The sequence below is a fragment of the Micromonospora sp. NPDC048909 genome (genome assembly GCF_040649635.1).
In the GTDB taxonomy this organism is placed as follows: Bacteria; Actinomycetota; Actinomycetes; order Mycobacteriales; family Micromonosporaceae; genus Micromonospora.
This window is the reverse complement of record NZ_JBEZFU010000014.1, coordinates 108191-131284: the sequence shown is the minus strand read 5'-3', so window position 1 is coordinate 131284 and position 23094 is coordinate 108191. Positions and strand designations below refer to the sequence as shown.

At 72.0% G+C, this 23094-nt stretch carries 18 protein-coding genes; 9 read left to right on the top strand and 9 right to left on the bottom strand.

The window, feature by feature from the left end:
- Positions 1-42 precede the first annotated feature (42 nt).
- Together AB0C04_RS28695 and AB0C04_RS28690 are read left to right on the top strand one after the other, a co-directional pair.
- Positions 43-1020 carry an ATP-binding cassette domain-containing protein gene (locus AB0C04_RS28695; protein ID WP_357060492.1) on the top strand — a complete coding sequence of 326 codons (978 nt, stop codon included), beginning with the start codon at positions 43-45 and terminating at the stop codon, positions 1018-1020.
- A complete protein-coding gene (locus AB0C04_RS28690; RefSeq protein WP_357060490.1) occupies positions 1017-1820 on the top strand; it encodes an ABC transporter permease in 804 nt (267 codons plus the stop codon). The genes AB0C04_RS28695 and AB0C04_RS28690 overlap by 4 nt, the downstream gene beginning before the upstream one ends.
- Positions 1821-2011: 191 nt before the next feature.
- Here AB0C04_RS28690 and AB0C04_RS28685 read toward each other — a convergent pair whose 3' ends face one another.
- A complete protein-coding gene (locus AB0C04_RS28685; protein ID WP_357060487.1) occupies positions 2012-2725 on the bottom strand; it encodes an SDR family oxidoreductase in 714 nt (237 codons plus the stop codon).
- Positions 2726-2817: 92 nt separating this feature from the next.
- On the opposite strand from AB0C04_RS28685, the gene AB0C04_RS28680 reads away from it, so the two are divergent.
- Entirely contained in the window at positions 2818-3285 is a 468-nt protein-coding gene (locus AB0C04_RS28680) for a helix-turn-helix domain-containing protein (RefSeq protein WP_357060484.1), read from the top strand.
- 12 nt (positions 3286-3297) lie between these two features.
- On the opposite strand, the gene AB0C04_RS28675 is transcribed toward AB0C04_RS28680, so the two are convergent.
- The 5 genes from AB0C04_RS28675 to AB0C04_RS28655 form a co-directional block, all read right to left on the bottom strand.
- Entirely contained in the window at positions 3298-3888 is a 591-nt protein-coding gene (locus tag AB0C04_RS28675) for a TetR family transcriptional regulator C-terminal domain-containing protein (RefSeq protein ID WP_357060482.1), read from the bottom strand.
- Positions 3889-3961: 73 nt separating this feature from the next.
- Positions 3962-6358 carry a PEP/pyruvate-binding domain-containing protein gene (locus AB0C04_RS28670; RefSeq protein ID WP_357060479.1) on the bottom strand — a complete coding sequence of 799 codons (2397 nt, stop codon included), beginning with the start codon at positions 6356-6358 and terminating at the stop codon, positions 3962-3964.
- Between the two features lie 88 nt (positions 6359-6446).
- Complete coding sequence (locus tag AB0C04_RS28665) at positions 6447-7241, bottom strand: FkbM family methyltransferase (protein ID WP_357060477.1); 795 nt, start codon at positions 7239-7241, stop codon at positions 6447-6449.
- Positions 7242-7294: 53 nt separating this feature from the next.
- A complete protein-coding gene (locus AB0C04_RS28660; protein ID WP_357060474.1) occupies positions 7295-7618 on the bottom strand; it encodes a nuclear transport factor 2 family protein in 324 nt (107 codons plus the stop codon).
- A gap of 30 nt (positions 7619-7648) precedes the next feature.
- On the bottom strand, positions 7649-8440 hold the full coding sequence (locus AB0C04_RS28655) for an SDR family oxidoreductase (RefSeq protein ID WP_357060472.1): 792 nt from the start codon (positions 8438-8440) through the stop codon (positions 7649-7651).
- Positions 8441-8552: 112 nt separating this feature from the next.
- Between AB0C04_RS28655 and AB0C04_RS28650 the strand changes: the two genes are divergently transcribed.
- Both AB0C04_RS28650 and AB0C04_RS28645 read left to right on the top strand, forming a co-directional pair.
- Positions 8553-9065 (top strand): helix-turn-helix domain-containing protein, encoded by a 513-nt coding sequence (locus tag AB0C04_RS28650; protein WP_357060469.1) that lies wholly within the window; start codon positions 8553-8555, stop codon positions 9063-9065.
- A gap of 170 nt (positions 9066-9235) precedes the next feature.
- The gene (locus AB0C04_RS28645) at positions 9236-11104 is read left to right on the top strand and encodes an adenylyl cyclase (protein ID WP_357060466.1); all 1869 of its coding nucleotides are present in this window, start codon (positions 9236-9238) and stop codon (positions 11102-11104) included.
- 70 nt (positions 11105-11174) lie between these two features.
- Here the strand turns inward: AB0C04_RS28645 and AB0C04_RS28640 are convergent, their stop codons facing one another.
- Positions 11175-12404, bottom strand: coding sequence for an alcohol dehydrogenase catalytic domain-containing protein (locus tag AB0C04_RS28640; protein WP_357060463.1), 1230 nt, complete (start codon positions 12402-12404; stop codon positions 11175-11177).
- A gap of 130 nt (positions 12405-12534) precedes the next feature.
- Complete coding sequence (locus tag AB0C04_RS28635) at positions 12535-13695, bottom strand: zinc-dependent alcohol dehydrogenase (RefSeq protein WP_357060460.1); 1161 nt, start codon at positions 13693-13695, stop codon at positions 12535-12537.
- Between the two features lie 277 nt (positions 13696-13972).
- Between AB0C04_RS28635 and AB0C04_RS28630 the strand changes: the two genes are divergently transcribed.
- The 4 genes from AB0C04_RS28630 (at position 13973) to AB0C04_RS28615 (ending at position 21575) form a co-directional block, all read left to right on the top strand.
- Positions 13973-16765 carry a M14 family zinc carboxypeptidase gene (locus AB0C04_RS28630; protein ID WP_357060458.1) on the top strand — a complete coding sequence of 931 codons (2793 nt, stop codon included), beginning with the start codon at positions 13973-13975 and terminating at the stop codon, positions 16763-16765.
- 139 nt (positions 16766-16904) lie between these two features.
- On the top strand, positions 16905-18284 hold the full coding sequence (gene zwf, locus AB0C04_RS28625; protein WP_357060455.1) for a glucose-6-phosphate dehydrogenase: 1380 nt from the start codon (positions 16905-16907) through the stop codon (positions 18282-18284).
- A 127-nt stretch (positions 18285-18411) separates the two neighbouring features.
- Complete coding sequence (locus AB0C04_RS28620; protein ID WP_357060452.1) at positions 18412-19050, top strand: TetR/AcrR family transcriptional regulator; 639 nt, start codon at positions 18412-18414, stop codon at positions 19048-19050.
- A gap of 218 nt (positions 19051-19268) precedes the next feature.
- Entirely contained in the window at positions 19269-21575 is a 2307-nt protein-coding gene (locus tag AB0C04_RS28615) for a M64 family metallopeptidase (RefSeq protein WP_357060450.1), read from the top strand.
- Between the two features lie 91 nt (positions 21576-21666).
- On the opposite strand, the gene AB0C04_RS28610 is transcribed toward AB0C04_RS28615, so the two are convergent.
- On the bottom strand, positions 21667-22863 hold the full coding sequence (locus AB0C04_RS28610) for a low temperature requirement protein A (protein ID WP_357060448.1): 1197 nt from the start codon (positions 22861-22863) through the stop codon (positions 21667-21669).
- Between the last annotated feature and the right edge of the window lie 231 nt (positions 22864-23094).

Sequence of the window (23094 nt, the reverse complement as noted above, 5' to 3'; positions counted from 1 at the left end):
GACGGTGCGCGACCGGTCAGCGCGTCCGGCGAGGCTGCCGGCATGACCAACGAGACATCGGCCGTCCTGGCCGAGGGATTGCGCAAGACGTACGGGCGGACGCCGGCTCTCGCCGGGTTCGACCTGACCGTGCCGGCCGGCACGGTCTGTGGGCTGCTCGGCCCCAACGGCGCGGGCAAGACCACCGCGGTGCGGATCCTGGCCACCCTGCTGCGCTTCGACGCCGGCCGTGCCCGGGTGGCCGGGTACGACGTGGCCCGGCACCCCGACCGGGTCCGTGCCCTGATCGGGCTGGCCGGGCAGTACGCCGCGGTCGACGAGATCCTCAGCGGCCGGCAGAACCTCGTGCTCTTCGGCCGGCTCCGGCACCTGCCGGCCCGGGTGGCCCGGCGCCGGGCCGACGAGTTGCTCGACCAGTTCGGGCTCACCGACGTGGCGGACCGCTCGGCCGGCGGGTACTCCGGAGGGCTGCGTCGCCGGCTCGACCTCGCCGCCAGCCTGGTGACCACACCGAGGGTGCTCTTCCTCGACGAGCCGACCACCGGGCTGGACCCGCGCAGCCGCAACGGCGTCTGGGACGCGGTCCGTTCGCTCGTCGCCGACGGCACCACCGTGTTGCTGACCACCCAGTACCTGGAGGAGGCGGACCAGCTCGCCGACCGGATCTCGGTGGTGGACGCCGGCCGGGTGGTGGCGGAGGGCACCTCGACCGAGCTGAAGGCGCGGATCGGCGCGGACCGGATCGAGCTGGTGGTCCGCGACGCGGCGCAGCTGCCCGTCGCGGCGGCCATCGTGGAGCGGATCGTCGGCGCGCCGGTGACGGTGGACCCGGAGATCCGCCAGCTCGGCGCGCCCGTCGTCGACCGGATCGCGGCGCTCGCCGACACCATGCGGGCCCTTCAGGACGCCGCGGTCGCGGTCGAGGACGTGATGCTGCGCCGGCCCACCCTGGACGAGGCGTTCCTCCGGCTCACCGGGCACGACGTCGAGCGGCGCGACCGGACGGAGGTGCCGGCATGACGACGGCTGGCCGGCTCCGCTGGGCGGTGGCTGACGGCTGGGTGATGGCCGGGCGGAACATGCGGCACGTGGTCCGCTCGCCCGAGGAGATCATCCTCTACTTCAGCCTGCCGATCATGTTCGTACTGGTCTTCGGCTACGTCTTCGGCAGCGGGATGGCGGTGCCCGGACAGGGCAGTTACCGCGAGTTCCTGCTGCCCGGCGTCTTCGTGATGACCATGCTCTACGGTCTCGGGGCCACCGCGTCGGGGATCGCCCTGGACGCGAACCGGGGGGTGGTCGACCGGTTCCGGTCGCTGCCGATGGCCCGGTCCGCCCTGCTCACCGGACGGGCCACGGCCGACCTCACCCGGGCCGTGCTGGAGCTGGCCACCCTGGTGGTCTGCGGCCTGCTGGTGGGCTGGCAGTGGCGCAACGGACTGGGCGATGCCCTGGTGGCGGTCGGTCTGATTCTGCTGCTGCGGCTGGCGCTGACCTGGATCGGCATCCTGCTGGGTCTGCTCGTGCCGAATCCGGACACCGTCGGGGTGATCGTGTTTCCGCTCGCGTTTCCGCTCACGGCGCTCTCCAACGTCTTCGTCGCCCCGGACCTGATGCCGGACTGGCTCGGCGCGATCGCGGCGTGGAACCCCCTCTCCGCCACCGTGGCGGCGGCCCGGGAGCTGTTCGGCAACCCCGGCATCGGCGGCGATTCGTGGGCGGCGCAGCATCCGCTGCCGCTGGCGGTCGGCTGGCCGGTGCTGCTCATCGCGCTGGCCGCGCCGCTCGCCGTCCGCCGCTACCGGGCGTTGAGCCGCTGACCGCGCGAGGTCGCGGCCGGCCGGAAACCCTGACGACCGCGATACCTCAGCGGCATAAATATGCCGCTGAGGTATCGCGCGGTCGATCGAGCCGCCGCCCTCGGCGGCCGCCGCCGGGGGACCACCGCCGGGGGACCACCGCCAGGGACCACCGCCGCCGGGGGCCGCCGCCGGGGGCCGCCGCCCGCCGGTCAGGCCGCGCTGGGCAGCCCGGGGTAGAGCAGCTCCGGGCCGCCGGAGAGGGCCGACTTGACCCTGCGGCTGGTCTCGTCGAGGACCAACTCGAGGGCGCGGGACTCGATGCCGTCGAGGGCCTGGCCGGCCACCCATGCGGGGTCGACCTTGTTCGACTTGTCGACGTAGTGCGCCATGTCGGTGTCCATGTAGCCGACGTGCAGCGCCGTCACGTCGATGCCGGCAGGGGCGAGCTCCTGCCGGATCACGTTGGTCATCGCCCATGCCGCCGCCTTGGCCGCGCTGTACGCGCCGTATCCCGGGAAGTGGGCCCAGGAGAGCGCCGACAGGATGTTGAGCACGGCTCCGCCGCCGTTGGCGGTGAGCACCGGCGCGAACGCCCGGCTGACCTCCAGCGTTCCGAAGAAGTGCGTCTCCATTTCCAGCCGGATGTTGGCCGGATCACCGGTGATCAGCGGGGTGCGCGTGCTGATTCCGGCGTTGTTGATGACCAGCGTCACGTCGGAGGCCGCCGCGGCGGCCTTGGCGACCGAGGACGGGTCGGTGATGTCGAGTTCGAGCGGGATCACGCCCGGCAGGTCTACCGACGAGGGGTTACGAGCGCCGGCGTAGACCTTGGCGGCTCCCCGGCTGAGCAGTTGGGCGGCGATCTGTCGCCCCAGGCCGCGGTTGGCGCCGGTGACCAGGGCGACCGAGTTACGGATGTCCACGAGTGTCTCCTTGGAGCGGATGCTGCTGGGTTGGAAAGCCCAAGTTAGCCGACCTGAGTAGGAAACTGCAACCCAGCGGTAGACTGAACGGCATGGCGGTGGCCGGGACCGGGAAATTCGACGAGTACTGCTCGATCGCCCGCGCGTTGCAGGTGGTGGGCGACAAGTGGACCCTGCTCATCCTCCGGGAGGCGGCGCTACGCGGGGTGACCCGCTTCGCCGACTTCCGCGACCGCCTCGGCATCGCGCCCGACATCCTGACCGGCCGGCTGACCGGCCTGGTCGACCAGGGTGTGCTGGAGAAGCGGCCCTATTCCGAGCCCGGCACCCGAACGCGGCACAGCTACCACCTCACCCCCGCCGGTGAGCAGTTGCGCGTGGTGCTGGCCGCGCTCCAGCAGTGGGGCGACGAGAACCGGCCGCCGTCCAGCGGGCCGAGCACGCTACGGCGGACGGCCGACGGCAGCCGGCCGGTACGGGTCGCGTTCGTCGACGACACCGGCGCGGTGGTTCCGCCGGAGCAGGTGGTGTTCGCCCCGGCCTACCCGGGGGCGGGCTGACCGGACGGCCGACTACCGGAGCTCGGCGACGTCGGGCGCGGCGAGGACGAGATCGAGCTGGGCGTCCAGCGCGGCCAGCGCCTGCTCGGCGGTGTAGTGCCCGCCGAGTAGATAGATGCCCAGGCCCTCCATGAGCGCCAGCAGGCCAGCCGCTCGCTCCTCCCGGTCGGGGCCCGGGAGGAGGTGGGCCATGAAGGTCAGCATCTGTCGGGTGCCCTCGCCGATGCCGGCGGCGGCATCGGGCCGTACCGCGGTGTAGGCGAGGAACGCCAGCGCTACCTGCCCGTCGGCGCGCGACTCCTCGGTCAGCGGCAGGACCGCGGCGATCATCGCCCGCAGCAACGGTCGCGGCGCTGGCCGCTCACCCAGCTGGCGGATCGCCTCGGTGATCCGGGCCTGGTTGCGTTCCCGCACGACGGCCATGGCGAAGGCCATCATCTCGTCCTTGGTACGGAAGTAGTGCTGGACCAGCCCCGGTGAGACACCGGCCTCGGTCGCCACGTGGCGCAGGCTGACCGCCTCCATGCCCTGCCGCGCGGCGACCCTCATCAACGCGTCGGCGATGAGCGTGCGCCGCTCGTGGCGGTCGACCTTCTTGGGCATGGCTCCCATGCTGTCATGACGAGGTGGTCGGGTTCTGATCGTCGCGGCCCGCCCCGAGCGGCGGCGTGCCGGGTCACCCCAGGGTCACCGTGCCGGCTGCGGCGTCCACCGTGATGATCTGCCCGGTGCGGATCGCCCGGGTGGCGCCGGGGACGCAGATGACGGCGGGGATGCCGTACTCGCGGGCGACCGTGGGGCCGTGCGCCATGACGGCGCCGGTCTCGGTGACCAGCCCGGCGGCGGTCAGGAAGAGCGGCGTCCAACCGGGGTCGGTGGTGGGGGCGACCAGGATCTCGCCGGGTTCGAGGTGAGCGGTGGCCGGGTCGCGAACGACTCGCGCCGGCCCGGTCGCCACCCCGGCCGCGGCGCCAACGCCGCGCAGCGCCCCGTCGGGGGCAGCCGCCGCCGGCAGGACGGCCTCGAGGTCGGTGCCGTCGGAGAGTACGGCCACCGGCACCGTCCTGCGGCGTAGCTCCCGCTGGTGCACCTCCCGGCGGGCGATGACCGTCGGCCGGTGGTCGGCACCCTGCACGGCCGCCGCCACCTCCTCCAGGGTGAGGAACATGATGTCGTCCGGCTGCGCCAGCAGCCCGCCGTCCGCCAGTTCGGCGCCGATGAGCAGCAGTTGCCGGCGTACCTCGCGCAGCCGGTACAGGCCGCCGAACTTGCCCGCCTCCCGTAGGCCGGCGAGCGACCGCGCCCGGCGCAGCAGGAAGACGGCGAGGCGACCCCGGACCGGCCGCCGGCGGCGGACCCGCGCGGCGATCTGGTCGAGGGTGGCCTCGGCGGTGGAGGCCGCCCGGGCGAAGCGCCGGTCGGGCGCCTGCTCGGAGTCGGTGACCCGCAGATAGTTGGCGATCATCGCGAAGACCGGCGTCGGATCCTCGTCCCACCGGGGCACCCCGAGGTCGACCTCGGCGACGGCGCGGTGACCGTAGCGGTCCAGGAAGGCCGACAACCCGATGTCGGGCAGCGTGCCATGCCGGTAGCGGGCGGCGAGCTCCGAGGGTGGGGTGGTCAGCAGCAGGTCGCGGTGCTCCCGGCCCCGCTGGCTGAGCCGCCACAGGGCCAGGTCCATCTCGATGGTCACGTTGTGCGGCATTCCGCCCAGCACCGTGTTGATCTCGTCCTGGCTGGCCACCCCGCGCAGCAGCCGGGGTGGCAGCGCGACCGCCAGCATGCCGGCGACGATCGGCCAGACGAGGTCGTGCACGCTCGCCGTCGGGTCCTCCGCCTGCACGAACCGCAGGCGGTCGGCGGCGGTGCCGAGCCCGGCCGGAGCGGCCGACCCCAGTTCGAGCCGCTCGATCTCCCCGAACAACCGGAGGCGCGCGGCCTCGGGCCGGGCCATTGCCCGGGTGACCCCGGCGAGCGCGCGGACCGCGGTCCGCGCGCTCGGAGCGCCACCGCTCCGGCCGGATCGACCGCCGGGGCGCGGCGCGAAGCGGGGGTCGGCGAGCACCTGCTCCATCACCGCCTGCGCACGCGGACCGAAGTCCACCGCCATCAGGCTGACCAGTCGCTTGCGGGTGGTGGGGCGCCGGACGAGGTCGGTCAGGTCGCCGTAGAGCCGCCCGCCGATGTCGGTGACCTCGACCTTGAGCCCGAACCCGGCCAGCATGCCCGCCACCATCGACTTCAGGGTGGACATGCCCATCGGGGTGACCGGCTGGAGCATGCCCTGCACGTGGCCGAACTCCAGGTAGACGCGGGGCTCGGGATCGTCGGTGGCCGGCGGGAGGGGGAAGAGGGTGGTGATCGGCCGCGACTGCAGCAGCCACAGCACGCCCTGTCGGTCGTACGCCCATTCGACGTCCTGCGGGCGGCCGAGCTGGCGCTGGAGCCGCTCGCCGACCTGGCGCAGCTCGGCGAGCTGGGCTGCGGACAGCAGCCCCCGGTCGGGTCCGGACGAGCCGTCGAGGACGTACCGGTCGACGTCGCCGGTGCCGTCGACCACGGTCGTGCCCAGACCGGCGGCAGCCTCCACCACCATCTCGGTGCGGCGGCCGGTGACCGGGTTGGCGGTGAACAGCACCCCCGCGACCGTCGGCTCGATCATGCGTTGCACCACCACGGCCATCCGTACGCCCCGGTGGTCGATGTCGTGGGCGTCGCGGTAGGCGACCGCCCGCGCGGCGTGCAGCGAGTGCCAGCACTTCTCGATCGCGGAGAGGAGTTCGGCCACGCCCTCGACGCCGAGGAATGTGTCCTGCACCCCGGCGAAGCTGGCGTCGGGCAGGTCCTCGGCGGTGGCGCTGGAGCGCACCGCCACCGGACCGCCACCGAGCTGCCGGTACGCCGCCTCGATCTCGGCCTCCGGCAGGACACCCGCCTGGTGGACGGTGGTGGTGACGCAGAAGCCCTCGGGCACCCGCTCACCCAGCCGGATCAGCTCCCCCAGCCCGGCCGCCTTGCCGCCGACCAGGTCGATCATCCCGCCGGTCAGCTCCGAGAGTGCGATCACGTGCATGAGGGCCCCTTCTTCGCAATACAAGTGCATTGCAAAACACCGTACGCGTTTTACGATGCAGGTGCAATGCGAACCCCGCGCGCTCTGCTCAGTCGGTGGGCCGGGGGTGGGAGCGCGACACGCAGTAGACGTCGCCGGAGTTGGCCGTGTACGGCAGTGACCGCAGGTACGCCGCCATCCGCGCCGCGGACATCCACTGCCCGGAGGCCAGCGCCATGGTGTCGCCCAGCGCGACGTTGTAGGCGTGCACGCCGAGCGCGCTCAGCCGGCGCAGGCACCGCTGCGCGACCTCGCGCTCGATGGTGGTGAACTCGAAGGAGAGCGCGGGCAGCGGGCGGGTCAGACCGCTCAGCACCACGTCCTCGAAGCCCTCGACATCGATCTTCACGAAGGCGGGTGCGCCGTGCTCGGCGATCAGGCCGTCGAGGGTGACGGAGTCGACCTCGATCTGCGCGTCCCACCGCTCGTGCGCCCACCCGGCCGCGCCGTCCGCCGCCCGGATGAAGAGCGGCGAGGCCGTCGAGATCGTGGGGTTCGCGGAGTTGACGTTGAACGGGATCCGCCCGGCCTGGCCACCGCAGACCGCCTCGACCACCGTCACCTCGGGATCCCGGGCATAGATCGCCCGCAGGGCCCGGATGCAGGGTGGCTGCGGTTCCACGGCGATCACGCGGGCGCCGAGCCGGCGGAAGCTGCCGACCCGGTCACCCACGTGGGCGCCGACGTCGAACACCAGGTCTCCGGGCCGGACGAACCGTGCGTAGAAGGCGTCCATGGCCGCCTCGCGAGCCGGATCGCCGTAGTAGACCTCCAGCGACCGGCGAAGCGAGACGGTCTCCGGATCCGTCTTCAACGCCTCGATCGCACCGGTTCGGGGGTCCACTGGCGGAATCTAACCCGGCCCGCGCGCGGGCGGGTTCACTTCCGGCCAGCCCGTCAGGGGGCGATGCGCAGCCGCCGGACGTGGCTGTCGTCGTACTCCTCGAAGCGGAACCGCAGCCCGGCGAAGGGGCTGCCGGGGAAGTCGCCGGTGATGGTGGCGGTCACCACCGTGCCCTCCGGGGTGTCCTGCACGTCGGTGATCTCGTACGACACCAGCGGTACCTCACGGCGCCAGACACGGATCTCCTCGATGCCCCGGTACGTCTTCCCCTCGTCCTCGACCACCGCGTCGTCGGCGAAGAGGGCGAAGTAGGCATCCTTGTCGGGTTGGCCGGCCAGCTCGAAGTAGCGGCGGATGAGGTCGGGTGCGGTGGGCATGCTGCTGCTCCTTGACGGTGGTGGGACGGGTCAGACGGTCGGAATGGTGCCGCCGTCGATGACGTGCTCGGCACCGACGATCGCCGAGGCGCGGTCGGAGACGAGGAAGGCGACCAGGTCGGCGACCTCGGCCGGGTAGGCGGGGCGACCGAGCGGGATGCCGCCGAGGCTCGCCATGAGCTGCCCGAGAGCGGCCTCGCGGTCGACGCCCGACGCGCTGGCGAGCCGGTCGATCAGCGCCTCGGCCGCCGTGGTCTGGATGAAGCCGGGTGCGACGCTGTTCACCCGGACGCCCTGCGGGGCGAGTTCGTTGGCGAGCCCCTTGCTGTACGTGCTCAGCGCGGACTTCGCCGCGGCGTACGCCAGGGTCGCCTGGTACAGCGGTTTGCGCCGCTGGATCGAGGAGACGTGCACGATCGCGCCCCGCCCGGCCTGGATCATGGCGGGAACCAGCCGGCGGTCGAGCCGGACGGCGCCGAGCAGGTTCAGGTTCAGCTCGTCGAGCCAGATTTCCTCGTCCAGCGCCACGAATCCGCCGCCCGGGGCGTGCGAACCGCCCACCACGTGCACCAAAATGTCCACGCCGCCGACAGCGGCCAGTCGGTCGGCCACCGTCTCCGCGCCGCCGACGGTGGCGGTGTCGGCGGCGATGAAGAGGTCGGGGTGCGGGTAGTCGGTCGGCTGGTTGCGCGCGGTGACCCACACCGTCGCCCCGGCCTCGCGCAGCCGGTCGGCGATCGCTGCCCCGGCCCCCTTGGAACCGCCGGTCACCAGGGCCCGTCGGCCGGCCAGGGAGTCCCGGTCCGCCAGGGTCTCGGTCATGGTCTCTTCCCCTCAATGGGCAGCACGACATGGACGCGCGACGGCGTCGTACAGTTACTGCTGAACTAGAAGTAAGTCGCTTCGACATTAGCACCCACTCGGGGAGGCAACCATGGCAGGGAAGATCCGGCTTGAGGACCGGGAGTGCCCGCTCTCCGCGACGCTCGGCGTGGTGGGCGAGTGGTGGACCCTTCTGATCCTCCACGACGCCTTCGACGGCTACACCCGGTTCGAGCAGTTCCAGGAGAACCTCAAGATCTCCTCCAGCATCCTGACCAGCCGGCTGCGGACGCTCACCGCCAACGGGCTGTTGGAGCGCCGCCGCTACCAGACCCATCCCGACCGCCACGAGTACGTCCTCACCGAGCTGGGCCGCAGCCTGCGCCCGGTGATCGTCACGCTCGCCGCCTGGGGCAACTCCCGGCTCCAACCCGAGCAGCGCAGCATGATCCTGGTCGACCGGGAGACCGGCACCGAGGTCGAACCGGTCGTGGTGGACCGGGCCACCGGCCGCCGGCTGGATCCGGAGAACTTCGTCTTCGCCGCCGGCCCCGCGGCGAGCGACATCATGCGCACCCGCTACGCGGGCGTCGTCCCGGAGCAGCCACCGAACGAGCGTGATTGACCGCCCGGGCCGTAGCGCATCGGCGGTTAACCAGGTAGAAACATGCCGATCCCTTTATTACCGCGTGATGCAAGTCGGACGGACCGGAGAGCGCTCTCACAGCGCGCTCCCCCACCCCACGTCACCGCGTCCGGAGCCCGTTCTCCGGCGCGGCGGAGAGGACGAACCGGATGACCCACTCCCTCGGCGTTCGGCGACTCGGCCGGGCGCTCATCCTCGGCGTCGTACTGACGACCGCGGTCAGCACGACGGGCACGGCGGCAACCGCCACCCCGCCCCGGCACGGTCCGCCGGACTTCGGACCCAACGTGACCATCTTCGACCCGAGCATGCCGGTCAGCGAGATCCAGGCGACGCTCGATGCGACGCACGCCCGACAGGTCGGCAACGAGATGGGCACCGACCGGTACGCGTACCTGTTCAAGCCGGGCAGTTACGGCACCCCGGAGCAGCCACTACAGATCAAGGTCGGCTACTACACCGAGGTCGCCGGCCTCGGCGCGTCCCCCACCGACGTCCAGATCAACGGCAAGATCGAGGTCTACAACCGCTGCCTCGAAGGCGGCGGCACGGGCAACTGCATAGCGCTGGTCAACTTCTGGCGCACGCTGTCCAACCTCTCGCTCACCATCAACGCGGCGGGGCAGGACGGCTGCCGGTCCTCGGCGAACTTCTGGGCCGTCTCCCAGGCGGTGTCGATGCGCCGGCTGAACATCAACGGCGGCGGACTCTCCCTGATGGACTACTGCACCGCCGGCCCGCAGTACGCCAGCGGCGGCTTCATCGCCGACTCGCGGCTGCCCGCCACCACCAACGGCTCCCAGCAGCAGTGGCTGACCCGCAACAGCGAGGTCGCCGGCTGGTCCAACGGGGTGTGGAACCAGGTCTTCGCGGGCGTCGTCGGCGCCCCGGACGACGCCGGCTTCCCCGACCCGCCGTACACCACCCTGGACAGCACCCCGCTCAGCCGGGAGAAGCCCTACCTCTTCGTGGACGGCAAGGGCAGGTACAACGTGCGGGTGCCCGCCCCGCAGCGGGACAGCCGGGGCGTCTCCTGGGCCGACGGGATGACGCCGGGCCGCACCATTCCGATCGACGATTTCTTCGTGGCCCGGCCGTCCGACTCGGTACGCGTCATCAACAGCCAGCTCGCCCGCGGCAAGCACCTGCTCTTCACCCCCGGGGTGTACGACATCGCGCACAGCATCGAGGTCAAGCGCCCGAACACGGTGCTCCTCGGCCTGGGCCACACCACCCTCACCGCGGTGAACGGCTCGGTGCCGCTCGACGTCGCCGGCGTGCCCGGGGTGATCGTGGCCGGGTTGACCATCGACGCCGGCCTGCGGGAGTCGCCGGTGCTGCTGCGGGTGGGCCAGAAGCACGGGCGCAACGCCAGCACCCCGTCGAACCCGATCACCCTCTCCGACGTGTACTTCCGGGTCGGCGGCCCGCACATCGGCCGGACCAACATCGCGCTCGAGGTCAACAGCGACCACGTGCTCATCGACCACACCTGGGTCTGGCGCGGCGACCACGGCGTGGAGGGCTTCACCGAGGGCGTCAACGGTGACACCGAGCGCTGGCGCACCAACACCGGCCGCTACGGGGCCGTCATCAACGGCGACCACGTGACGGCCACCGGCCTCTTCGTGGAGCACTTCCAGCGCTACAACACGGTCTGGAACGGCGACGACGGCACGACGATCCTCTACCAGAACGAGCTGCCGTACGACCCGCCGACACAGGCCGACTGGATGAACGGCGACGTCGAGGGCTGGGCCGGGTACAAGGTCGGCGACCGGGTGCGGAAGCACACGCTCTACGGCGGCGGGGTCTACGTCTTCAACCAGAACAACCCGTCGATCCACACGGAGAACGGCTTCGAGGTGCCGGAGCGGCCAGGGGTGCGGCTGCACCACATCATGACCGTCAACCTGAGCGCCGGCACGATCGACCACGTGGTCAACGGCGTGGGCGAGGCGGCCGACATGAACCGGGTCGGCGCACCGGTCTACCTGGCGGAGTACCCCGTCTCGTAGGACGTCCCGCCATGCCGACGTGGGCCGGAGCTTTCCGAAGCTCTGGCCCACCTCGTCGGATCCGGCCCGGTCAGGCCCGTTGCAGCACCGGGCTGGGCTCCAGCGCCACCTTGAGCCAGCCGGGGCTGCGCAGGTCGAACTCGCGGTAGGCGGCGAGCGCGTCGCTCAACGGCTCGTGCTGCGTCAGCATCCTCGCCGGATCGACCAGTCCCGACTCGACCATGGCCAACAGCCGCGGGATGTAGCGAGGATGGTTGCCGTTCCCGGCCTTGACGGTGAGGTTGCGGCTCAGCACGGTGCCGATGGGAAAGTACGTGTCGGTCACCGGATACACCCCGACGACGCCCAGGGTCCCGACCTTGGCCAGGCTGTCGATCGCCCAGGAGTGGGCCTGGCTCGGTGCGTCGCCGGGCTTCCAGCGTCCGTCCTGCTGGTTGGTTTCGGGGGCGATCCGCCGCAACTCCTCGCGGTGCCGCTCGTCCGCCTGGCGGGCCGAGGCGGCGGCGGGTCCGGACTTCGCACTCTCCGCGTCGACGCCCACCGCGTCGATGGCACAGTCGACGCCTATGCCGAGGGTCAGCTCCATGATCGCCTCGACCGGGTCGACCTCGTTGAAGTTGACCACCTCCGCGCCGAGCGCCCGGGCCCGTTCCAACCGGTCGGCGTGACCATCGACGGCGATCACCCGGGCGGCGCCGCGCTGGAACGCGGAGAGGACGGCGAACTGTCCGACCGGCCCGCAGCCCCAGACCGCCACCACGTTGCCGTCCGACACATCGGCGATGACCGCGCCGAAGTAGCCGGTGGGATAGATGTCCGACAGTGGAATGGCCTGCGCGTCGGAGACCGAATCCGGGAGCCGGAACAGGTTCGTGTGCGCGCACGGGACCCGGGCGTACTCCGCCTGGAGGCCGTTGAACGGGCCCTGCTGGTCGGGAGATCCGAAGGAGCCGGTGCCGGACCGGGGGCCGTACGGGTTGATGTCGTCGCACTGCGCGAAGTAGCCGCGACGGCAGTAGGCGCACGAGCCGCAACCGAGGACGGCGGAGATCAGCACCCGGTCGCCGCGCTTGAGGTTGCGGACGTCCCGGCCGACTTCTTCGACCACTCCCACACCCTCGTGCCCGAGGATCCTGCCCGGCCTCATCCCGGGCACCGTGCCCCGGATGAAGTGCAGGTCGGTGCCACAGATCGCCGCGGTGGTGATCCGCACGACGGCGTCGGTCGGTTGCTCGATCCTGGGCTCGGCGACAGTGTCGAGGCGGATGTCACCCGGGCCATGGAACACGACTGCTTTCATCGACAGGTCTCCCCTTCCGAGCGCGAGGCGGTCTTCTGGGCGCCGGCCCACCCGGGTTCCCTCCGCTCCGGCGGCTACCCCTGCCGTCGCCCAGCAAACGGCGCAGAGCCGGGGCCGATGTCGGAAAGGCTCACTCGATCGGCTCGAAGACCGCCCGTACGCAACCGTCGAGCCTGTTCTGGAACAGCTGGTAACCCTGCGGGGCCTGGTCGAGCGGCATGGTGTGCGTCGCGAGATGTTCGGTGACCAGTTCGCCGCGGGCCATCCGCTCCAGCAGCATCGGGATGTAGCGCGGTCCGTGCTGCCGGGCGCCGCGCAGGGTGAGGCCCTTGTCCACCACCGCCGCGAGCGGAAATCTGTCCACCGGACCGGCGTAGCCGCCGAGCAGGAAGACGCTGCCACCCTTGCGGCAGTGGCGGATCGCCTCCCGGGCCGCGACCGGCCGGTCCGGCTCCGGGCGCAGCTGCCGTCTGACCCGGTCGTACCAGGACCGCGGCCCGGTGCTGGGCGCCTGCGTGCCGACCGCCTCGATGCACACGTCGGGGCCCCGCCCGCCGCTGTGTTCCCGCAGCTCACCGCCGACGTCCTGGGTCCGATGGTTGAGCGTCTCCACGTCCAGATGGGTCCGGGCCATCGCCAGCCGGTCGTCCAGCCGGTCGATCACGATCACCCGTTCGGCGCCGAGCAGCACCGCCGCGCTCGCCGCCAGGTGGCCCACCGCGCCCGCGCCCCAGACCGCGACCACGTCACCCGGTCTGACGCCGCCGAGGTCGGCGCCCATCCAGCCGGCCGGAGCAGAGTCGGAGGCGAAGAGCGCCCGGTCGTCGCTCACCCCGTCCGGAATGCCGAAGGCGCCCTGGTCGGCGTAGGGCACCCGGATGTACTCGGCGTGGCTGCCGGCGAAGCCGCCGAGCGCGGGCGAGGAGCCGTAGCAGCCGCCGGGGGCGAAGCCCCCGGTCGCCTCGGTGATGGCGTTGTCGCAGAGCGAGTGCTGCTCCTGCCGGCAGTGCCAGCATCGGCCGCAGGAGATGAACGAGCAGACCACCACCCGGTCGCCCACCCGATGGCGGCGCACCCGCGGACCGACCTCGACCACCTCGCCCAGGAACTCGTGGCCGAGGACGTCGCCGCGCCGCAGGAACGGGCGGTGGCCGCCGAGCAGGTGCAGGTCGGATCCGCAGGTGACGCTCTTACGCACCCGGATGATGGCGTCCTGCTCATTGCGCAGCTGCGGGTCCGGGACCTGGGTCACGCGTAGCTCGGCGGCGCCCTGCCACACCACGGCCTTCACACTCGCCCCTCTCGGCAGCCCTGCCGCGTCGGTTCGCCGTCGTCACCGGCCACCGCGGATCCCTCGCCGGGTGCCCCCGACCGGCGCCCGCAAACCGTGCGTACGCGCATGGCCCTGCCATACCGCCATCGGCCGGGCGGGGATCGCGCCGGCCGCGACACCACCCGTCGCCATCATCGAGATCTTGACCGGCAAAACCGCAGGTCATAGGCTTCGATCAATGTGAGCCATTCCCGAGAAGGGAACCTGCATGGCCCCGTCGAAGCGTCCACTCCGGATGACCCCCGCACGCCGACTGGCGAGCGCCTCCGCGATCGCGCTCCTGGTCGGCATGACGCCGCTGCTGGGCGGCGCACCGGCCGCGGCCCGGCCGCCCTCTCCCCCGTCGTGCAGCACCGACCCCACCGCCCGACTGTCCACCGTGCCCAGCCCGGAGGCCGTGCTCGGCTTCCCGCTCGGCGTCGGCCAGGAGCGGGTGGTGACCAACGACGAGATCCGGACCTACCTGGGCGCCGTGGACACCGCCTCCAACCGGGTGGTCACCGGCGTACTGGGCAGCAGCGTGCTCGGCCAGCCCCTGCCGTACGCGGTCGTGTCGCACGAGCGCAACGTCCGGCCGGCCGCGCTGCGGTCGATCGCCGACGACATCCGGGAGCTGCGCGACCCGCGCCGCACCAGCCGGCGGGAGGCCGCCGGGACCGCCGCCGACCGCCCGGCCATCGTCTGGGTCGCCGGCAACGTGCACGGTGGCGAGAAGAGCGGCGCCGACGCGGCCCTGAAGACGCTGTACGAGCTGGCCGCGGGCCTGTCCTGCCAGGTCGCCCAGCGCAACGAGAACCTGGTCACGATCATCGTGCCCACCCAGAATCCGGACGGCCGCGACGCCACCCGGCGGCAGAACGAGTTCGGCTTCGACCTGAACCGGGACTGGTTCGCCCGCACCCAGCAGGAGACCGACAGCAAGCTGGAGCTCATGCGGCGCTACCCGCCGCAGGTCTTCATCGACGCCCACGAGATGACCGGGCGGCAGTACTTCTTCCCGCCCAACGCCGACCCGATCCACCACGAGATCGCCGGCGAGGCCGTCGACTGGATCAACCGGATCGGCGAGGCCAACAAGGCCGGCTTCGGCTACAACGGCGCCTGCGGCGGTGCCGTGACCACGGAGTGCTACTTCAACTACTCGACCTACGACCTCTTCTTCATGGGCTACGGCGACACCGTTCCGGCCGCCGGCTTCGGGGCCGCCGGGATGACCTTCGAGAAGGGCAGCGCGTCGGCGGTCGCCGACCGGGTCCAGCAGCAGTTCCACACCCAGTGGTCCACTCTCGGCTGGGCCGCCGCGAACAAACACGAGGTGCTGACCGACTACTACCGGATCTGGACGGACGCGCTCGCCGAGGGCCGGGCCGGCGCGCTGGAGCCGAACGAGGTGGTCCAGCCGACCAACACCGTCCAGTTCCCGGTGCCGGACATCAAGATCCGGTCGTACTTCCTGCTGCCCGACCGGCAGCTCGCCGACGTACGGCAACTGGTCGAGCGACTGCGCCGGATGGACGTCGAGGTCTACGAGGTGACGCGGCCGACCCGGGTGCCGACCGCGCGGATCTTCGGCGGGCGCAGCGCCACCAACGTCACCGTGCCGAAGGGCGCGTACTGGATCCCGATGGACCAGCCGCAGAAGCACTGGATCCAGGCGATCATGGGCGAGGACCCGTACACCCCGTTCCCCTACTTCTATGACGTCTCGTCCTGGAGCAACCCGCTGCTGATGGGCGTGCCGACCATCTACACCGGCGACGACGTGCGACCGAAGGCCCAACTGGTGCGCGAGATCTCCGGCGGCAGGACCTCCGCCGCCTGGCCGTGGGGCTCGTACGGTTACCGGCTGGACTCGGCCGCGGCTGCCGAGTTCACCTTCCAGCTGCTCGGCCGGGGCGTACCGCTGGTGCGTGACCTGGACACCAGCGTGGTCCGGCTGGCCGCGACCAGGCTGAGCCGGACGGTGGACGACCTCGCCGAGTCGCTCGGGGTGACCCTGACGCCGGGCGGGCCGGCCACCGGCACCCGGCTGGAGCTGCCCGACGTGGGGCTGTTCCAGGGCACCGGCATCTCGACCACCTCCGGGTCACACGGCGAGGCCCGGTACGTGCTGGGCGAGCGCTGGGGCCTCGACCTCACCCCGGTGACCACGGCCGACATCAACGACAACACCGCGGCGTTCACCGGGCGAACGGTGCTGCTGGTGCCGGACGGCAGCAACCCGACCGGCGGGCTCACCGCCGCCGGGCAGGCCAACCTGCGCGCCTGGATCGCCGAGGGGCACACCTACCTCGGGTTGCGCAACGAGGGCACCCGGCTGGCCCGGGCCGCCGGGCTCACCTCCACCACCGAGGTGGCGAAGCCGGCCGGCTACCAGGTGCTCGGCTCGCACCTGCGGGTCGACGTCGACCGGGACAGCCCGGTCGCGGCCGGCCGGCCGGCGGAGGACTTCGAGTTCAACAACAGCGACCCCATCCTGAGCAGGAGCACCACCGGCACGAATGTGCTCAGCTACCCCAGGGGTGACACCTTCTGGGCCAACGGCTACACGGTCGGCGTCGACGCGCTACGCGGGACGGCGGCCTTGGTCGACGAGCCGACCGGCTCCGGCCGGGCGGTGCTGTTCGCGTTCAACCCGCTCTTCCGGGCCTACAACGAGAACGGGCTGCACCTGGTGGCCAACGCGCTGCTCTACCCGGCGACGGCCGGCGCGAGCGAGCGCAGCGCACCGCCGACCGGGGCGGGGGTCGATCCGGCGCGCGCCCGGGCAGCGGCCGCGCCGGTCCCGGCGGATCTCGGCGGTGAGTGGCGGCCGATCACCATCGAGGTGGCCGAGGCTGACCTGGCCCGGACCGGGTCGGTCGTCGAACGGTTCACCGGCGCGGCCCGCACGTCCGTGGCCGGTGGATCGGCCTACCTGGTGATTCCGAACCCGGCGGGGCTCCAGGTCGACGAGCACCCGTTCCTGGGTGACCTGGTCCGTGCCCTGCGGGAGGCCCGCGTGCCGCTGCGGTCCGTGGTGGGCTGACCTGCCCCGGCGGTGGTCCGGCCGGGCCGACCGGACCGCCGCCGATCCGTGTCGTGCAGCTCACGCCTCGGGTGATGGACGCCGTCGCACGCGCGCCGCACTCTTGGAAAGCTGATTCCAAGATGAGGTGATGGTAGCCATGGAGCTGCGCTCAGACGCTGTCGTGTTCTTCGGCGTGACCGGAGATCTGGTCGCCAAGAAGCTGTTCCCGGCGCTCTACGAGCTGACCCGACGCGGTCGGCTGGACCTGCCGGTCATCGGGGTGGCCCGATCGCGCTGGGACGACCAGCAGTTGATCACGGCGGCCCGCAAGTCGGTGGTCGAGGCGAACGACCGCGTTGACGACGAGGCCTTCGACCGGCTCGCCGGGAACCTCACGATGATCTCCGGTGACTACGCCGACCCGGCCACCTACCAGCACCTCGCCGAGACGCTCAGCACCGCCGAGCGGCCGCTCTTCTACCTGGCCATCCCGCCGGCCGTCTTCGGCGCGGTGGTCGACGGCCTGGCCGCCGTCGGGCTCGCCGCGCGCGGCCGGGTGGTCGTCGAGAAGCCGTTCGGCCACGACCTGGCGTCGTCGTACGAGCTGAACGGCGCCCTGCGGGCGGCCTTCGCGCCGGAGCGGATCTTCCGGATCGACCACTACCTCGGCAAGGAGTCCGTGGAGGGTCTGCGGGTCTTCCGCTTCGCCAACCGGCTCTTCGAGCCGCTCTGGAACGCCGAGCACATCGACAACGTCCAGATCACGCTCGCCGAGGGCTTCGGCACCGAGGGTCGCGCCGGGTTCTACGACCGGATGGGCGCCACCCGGGACGTGCTGCAGAACCACATGCTCCAGGTCGTCGCCCTGCTCGCGATGGAGCCTCCGACCGGGGCCGGCGACGACGCCTTCCGCGAGGAGGAGGTCCGGGTGCTGCGCCAGATCGAGCCGCTGTCGCCGGAGTCCACCGTCCGGGGGCAGTACGCCGGCTACACCGACGAGCCCGGGGTGGCGCCGGGCTCCCGCACCGAGACGTTCGTGGCCACCCGGTTGCGGGTGAACTCGCCCCGCTGGGCCGGGGTGCCGTTCTACCTGCGCACCGGCAAGCTGATGCCGGGCACCGCCACGGAGGTGGTGGTGGAGTTCAAGACGCCGCAGCGCGACCTCGTCCCGGCCGCCGACGGAGCCGGCACCCAGCCGAACCTGTTGCGCTTCCGGCTGGGCCGCAACGACGGGATCACCCTGTCGATCCAGGCCAAGGATCCCGGCGCCGAGGTGGCGTCCCGACCGGTGGAACTGCCGGTCGACTTCGACGCGGCGCTCGGCCACCGCCGCGAGGCCTACGAGCGGCTGCTCGACGACGCCCTGGAAGGGCGGCATCTGCGCTTCGCCCGCGAGGATGCCATCGAGCAGGAGTGGCGGATCGTCGAGCCGGTCCTGGACCTGACCGAGCCGGTCGCGTCGTACCCCAGGGGCAGTTGGGGCCCGGCGGACGCGGAGGCGATGGCCGGGGGATGGCACCCCCCGACCCTGCGCTGAGGTCACGGGTCGGTGGGGCGGGCGGGTCCGCAGCGCCGCGGGCCCGCCCGACCCGCCCGCGGCCTGCCGCTCAGAAGGCGACGCCGCACCCGGGAACGGGCCCGCGCACCGGCGCTACGCTGGGACGATGACCGACGCCGCAGCCCCCGAGGGTTCGGCACCGGCCGCGCCCCGGCTCACCGCCGCGGGCCGCCGAACCCGCGATCGGATCGTCGCGACCGCGGCGGAGCTGATGTTCGCCAAGGGCGTGGCGGGCACCAGCATCCCCGACGTGCAGCAGGCGGCCCGGGTCAGCGCGTCGCAGATCTACCACTACTTCGGCGACAAGAACGAGCTGGTGCGCGCCGTCATCCGCCACCAGGTCGAGCGGACCATCCAGGGCCAGCAGCCGCTGCTCGACCGGCTGGACAGCATCGAGGCGCTGCGGGCGTGGTGCGCCGCCACGGTCGAGGTGCAACGGCAGCGCGACTGCGCGGGCGGCTGCGAAGTGGGCTCGCTGGCGAGTGAACTGGTCGAGACCTGCGAGACGATCCGCGCCGACCTCGCCGCGGCCTTCGACCGGTGGGAGGCGCCGATCCGCGAGGGGTTGCACCGGATGCGGCAGCGTGGCGCGCTCGTCGCGCACGCCGACCCCGACCAGCTGGCCACGGCGCTGCTCGCGGCGGTCCAGGGCGGTCTGCTGCTCACCCAGGTCCGACGCTCCCCGACGCCGTTGCAGGCAGCGACCGACGCGGCGATCGGCTACATCGAGACCTTCACCGCCTGACGAGCGACACCACCGCCGTCCGGTATGGACGGCTTGCGCCGCACCGGCCTCCGCGATCGACGTACGGGTGCACCGGCCGCGGTCTGACGGGGCTGTCCGACCGGCCGCCACCCGGGTACCGTCCGGATGATCGCGGTCGATGGCGGACGCGGTGACCGGTGCGGGCGCCCCGACGGGTGGCCGGCGACAGGCCCGGCGTCCGACGGACGGAGGGGCGCATGCGGAAGATCAGAGCTGGGCTGTGCGTGGCGGCGATGCTCGCCGTCGGGCTGGTGGCCGCGCCGCCGGCGTCGGCGGCCGACGTGGGCAGCGCCACCGTGGTGCCGATCCAGGTCACCGGGGATCCGGCCAAGCGGTTCAACCTGGTGCTGCTGGGCGACGGCTACACCGAGGCGGACCTGCCGGCGTTCCGGTCGCACGTGGACAAGCACCTCAACACGCTCTGGACGATCGAGCCGTTCAAGTCCTATCGGAGCTACTTCAACGTCTACGCCGTGGAGATCGTCTCGGCGGAGTCCGGCGTGGACTGCGACCCCGGGCTGACCGATCCGCAGCGGGACACCGTGCTGGACATGGGCTTCTGGGGCGGCTGCAACCCCAACAGCGTGCAGCGCCTGCTGTCGGTCGACGGCGGGGCCGCGAACACCTACGCCAACCTGGCGACCGGCACCAACCCGGGCAACCGGCAGCTCATCGCACTGGCCAACAGCAACACCTACGGCGGCGCGGGCGGCACCAACGCCACCGCCTCCGGGGGCAACGCGCTCTCCGCGCTGATCAGCCCGCACGAGATCGGGCACTCGCTCGGCGGCCTGCAGGACGAGTACGACTACTACGCCCGTGGCGTCGCCGGTGACACGTACACCGGGGGCGAGCCCTCCTCCGTGCACCACACCGTGCTCACCGAGCAGCAGATGCGTGACACCCGGGCCAAGTGGTGGCGCTGGCTGGGCGAGCCGAGCGAGTCCGGCGGCACGATCGGCCGCTACGAGGGCGGCATGTACCTGCAGCGGGGCGTGTGGCGACCGAGCCAGCACTCGATGATGAAGTCGCTGGGCTTCTACTTCGACCAGGTCGCGCGGGAGCGGATGACCCAACGCATCGCCGCCCGGGTCGGCATCCTGCAGGACGCCACGCCGACCGACCGGCCGATCGGCGCCGACCGGGTCGTCTGGGTGGAGACTCTGCACCCGGTGAGCCACGAGTTGAGCGTCACCTGGTCCGTCGACGGCGCCGCCGTACCGGGCACCGGTAACGCCCGCAGCCTCGACCTGCGCGCGCTGCGCCTCGCCGCCGGGACGCACACCGTCACCGCGACGGTGACCGACCCGACCCCGTTCGTACGCGATCCGGCGATCCGGGACTCGCCCGCGCTGACCCAGCGCCGGACGTGGACCGTCGACACCGCGCTGAGCACCCCGCCGGCCGCCGGCCCGTTGGCGATCACCGCGGCCACCGCGACCGACCGCCCGGTCGGCGCCCGGGACACGGTGTACGTGCAGGCGAACCACCCCACCGACCGGGTGCCGGCGGTGCGCTGGACGCTCGACGACCGGCCGGTGGCCAACCCGGGCCACGACGGTGACCTGGAGCTGGCCGCGCTCGACCTGGCCCCTGGCGCCCACCGGCTCACGGCCACGGTGCGCGACCCGGCGACGCAGGAGTCGCTGACCCGCAGCTGGACGGTCGACGCGACCCGGCCGCAGGTCGACTACGACCTCTCCGAGCCGCTGTTCACCACGACCAGGCCCGGCAAGCCCACCGAGTACCTGTACAACGGCCCGTTCGGCATGAAGCTGACCGGCACGGACGACGGCCAGGGCCAGGTCACCCCGGAGTTCCGCCTGGACCGCGACGGGTGGCACAACTACTACGGCTGGCCCACCGACGCGCAGGCGCCCTTCCTGTTCACGGCCACCGGGACCGACGTCGACGGCCTGGTCTACGGCAACCTCGGCTCGGGCGGGCTGTCGGTGTCGCCGTTCGCCACGCGCACCCCCGGCTACGGCCGGCACATCATCGAGTACCGGGGCATCGACGCCGTCGGCAACATCGGCGCGGCGAAGGAATTCGTGGCCACGCTGATCCCGTCGCCGCCGGCGTGCACCGACGTGATCTCCGGCCGGTACACGGGTGCGCTGGTGGTCACCTCCGGGGTCACCTGCCTGCGCGGGGCGACCGTCTCCGGCGCGGTGGTCGTCCGGCCCGGTGCCGCACTGGTCGCCGAGCGGTCCTCGATCTCGGGCAGCCTGGCGGCGACCGGGGCGAACGCCATCGAGCTGCTGAACACCACCGTGCGCGGTGCGGTCACGGTGACCGGCACCACCGACCACGTCACGGTGGTGGGGACCGAGGTGACCGGGGCGATGCTGCTCTCCGGCAACGTCACCGGCACGACCGCACCCATCGTTGCCGGCAACGAGGTCACCACGCTGCACTGTTCCGGCAACAGCCCCGCGCCGGTCGACCTCGGCGCGCCGAACACCGTCTCCGGCGCGGCGTCCGGCCAGTGCCGCACCCGGTGACCGCCCGCTGACCGGTCACGACCCGGCCCCCGCCACCCGCGCAGCTCGGTGGTGGGGGCCGGGAACGTGATCGGGATCGGCCGCGACCCGCCTACAGCGCCGGATTGGCATCCGAGCCACGCGGATGCAGCAGCCCGTCGTAGATGGCGATCCCGGTCAGGATCAGCGCCGCGCTGACGACCGCGGCGACCGGGCGCAGGAACATCATGGGCGGTGCCGCCACGGCCAGCGCCACGACGCCCAGGATGAGGGCACGGCACCGCCCTCCGGCCGCCCTCGTCGTCGGCTCGAGATAGTTCCGCCCGATCAGGAAGAGCGCGGGGCCCCCGAAGATGACCACCAGCAGCGCCCAGTCGATCGGTGGGTCCGGCTCCTCGATGACCTGCCCGAAGCCGACCGCGGTGCAGATGATGCCAGCGACGATGAGCAGCAGGCTGAAGCTCGCCCACTGGGACAGCTGCAGCTCCTCCCCGGCGGAGCTGGCGGAGGCCGCCCGGATCGGCCCGATGTGGTAGAAGTAGATCCGCCAGAACGCCACCACCGCCAGGAACGCGGCGACCAGGACGATGGTCCGCTCGGTCGAGAGGCCCGGAAAGCTGACCGCGGCGCCGGCTTCGAGTACGACCTCGGCAAGAGCGATCATGAAGATCTGGTTGTACCGCTCGGCGAGGTGCCCGAAGGCGATCCTGACCCCGCCGCCCCGGTTCGCGCGGATGGGTGTGGGCCAGTTCGTCGCGGCGCCGAGGACCTCGATGGACAGGGCGATGGTCCAGAACACGCCACGACCGAGGCCCCCGCTGGCACCCCCGGCGATCCAGAGCACGCCGGAGACCAGGTGCCAGGTCAGCACCCGGGCCGGCCCGCGCTGCATCGGGTGGCCCCGTAGGGCCACCGTCAGGTAGAGCGGGCGGCCGACCTGGAGGACCACGTACGTGATGGAGAAGATGACCCCGCGCTCACCGAACGCCTGCGGCAACGAGACCGCCAGGATCAGCGTGCCGAACATCGTGGTCAGCAGCAGCACCTGAAGGTCGGTGCGGCCAGGGTCGAAGGTGCTCGCCATCATGGCGTTGAGCGACCAGATCATCCACATCGCGGTGAAGATCAGCAGCGTCTGGCCGGACTCGGAGAGCAGCGTGTGCCGGACGATGGTGAGGTCGTCTCCGATCCGGCCGGCGAGCCGGGCGAGGGCGAAGACGTAGACGATGTCGAAGAGCAGCTCGAGGACGGTCGCCCCGCGCGGACTCGTGCTGTCTCCGAGCCCACGGAACCCGGCGCGGGTCAGCATGTCCGTCTTATAGCGATTCCTACCTCCATTGCGGTCAGTTCTACCACGATCGTTCAGGACCCCGAGGCGACACCGATGCCAGCGACAGACCCACCTCGACCGGGTGACGCAGCGCGGCCGGCACGGTTGCCAAGACCGGGCAGATTAATCCATACTTGTGGATGTTCCTGAGCCGGACATGATCGGGTCGCCGGGCAGCCTCGATCGCACCCCTGCCTGCATCGGCCTTCC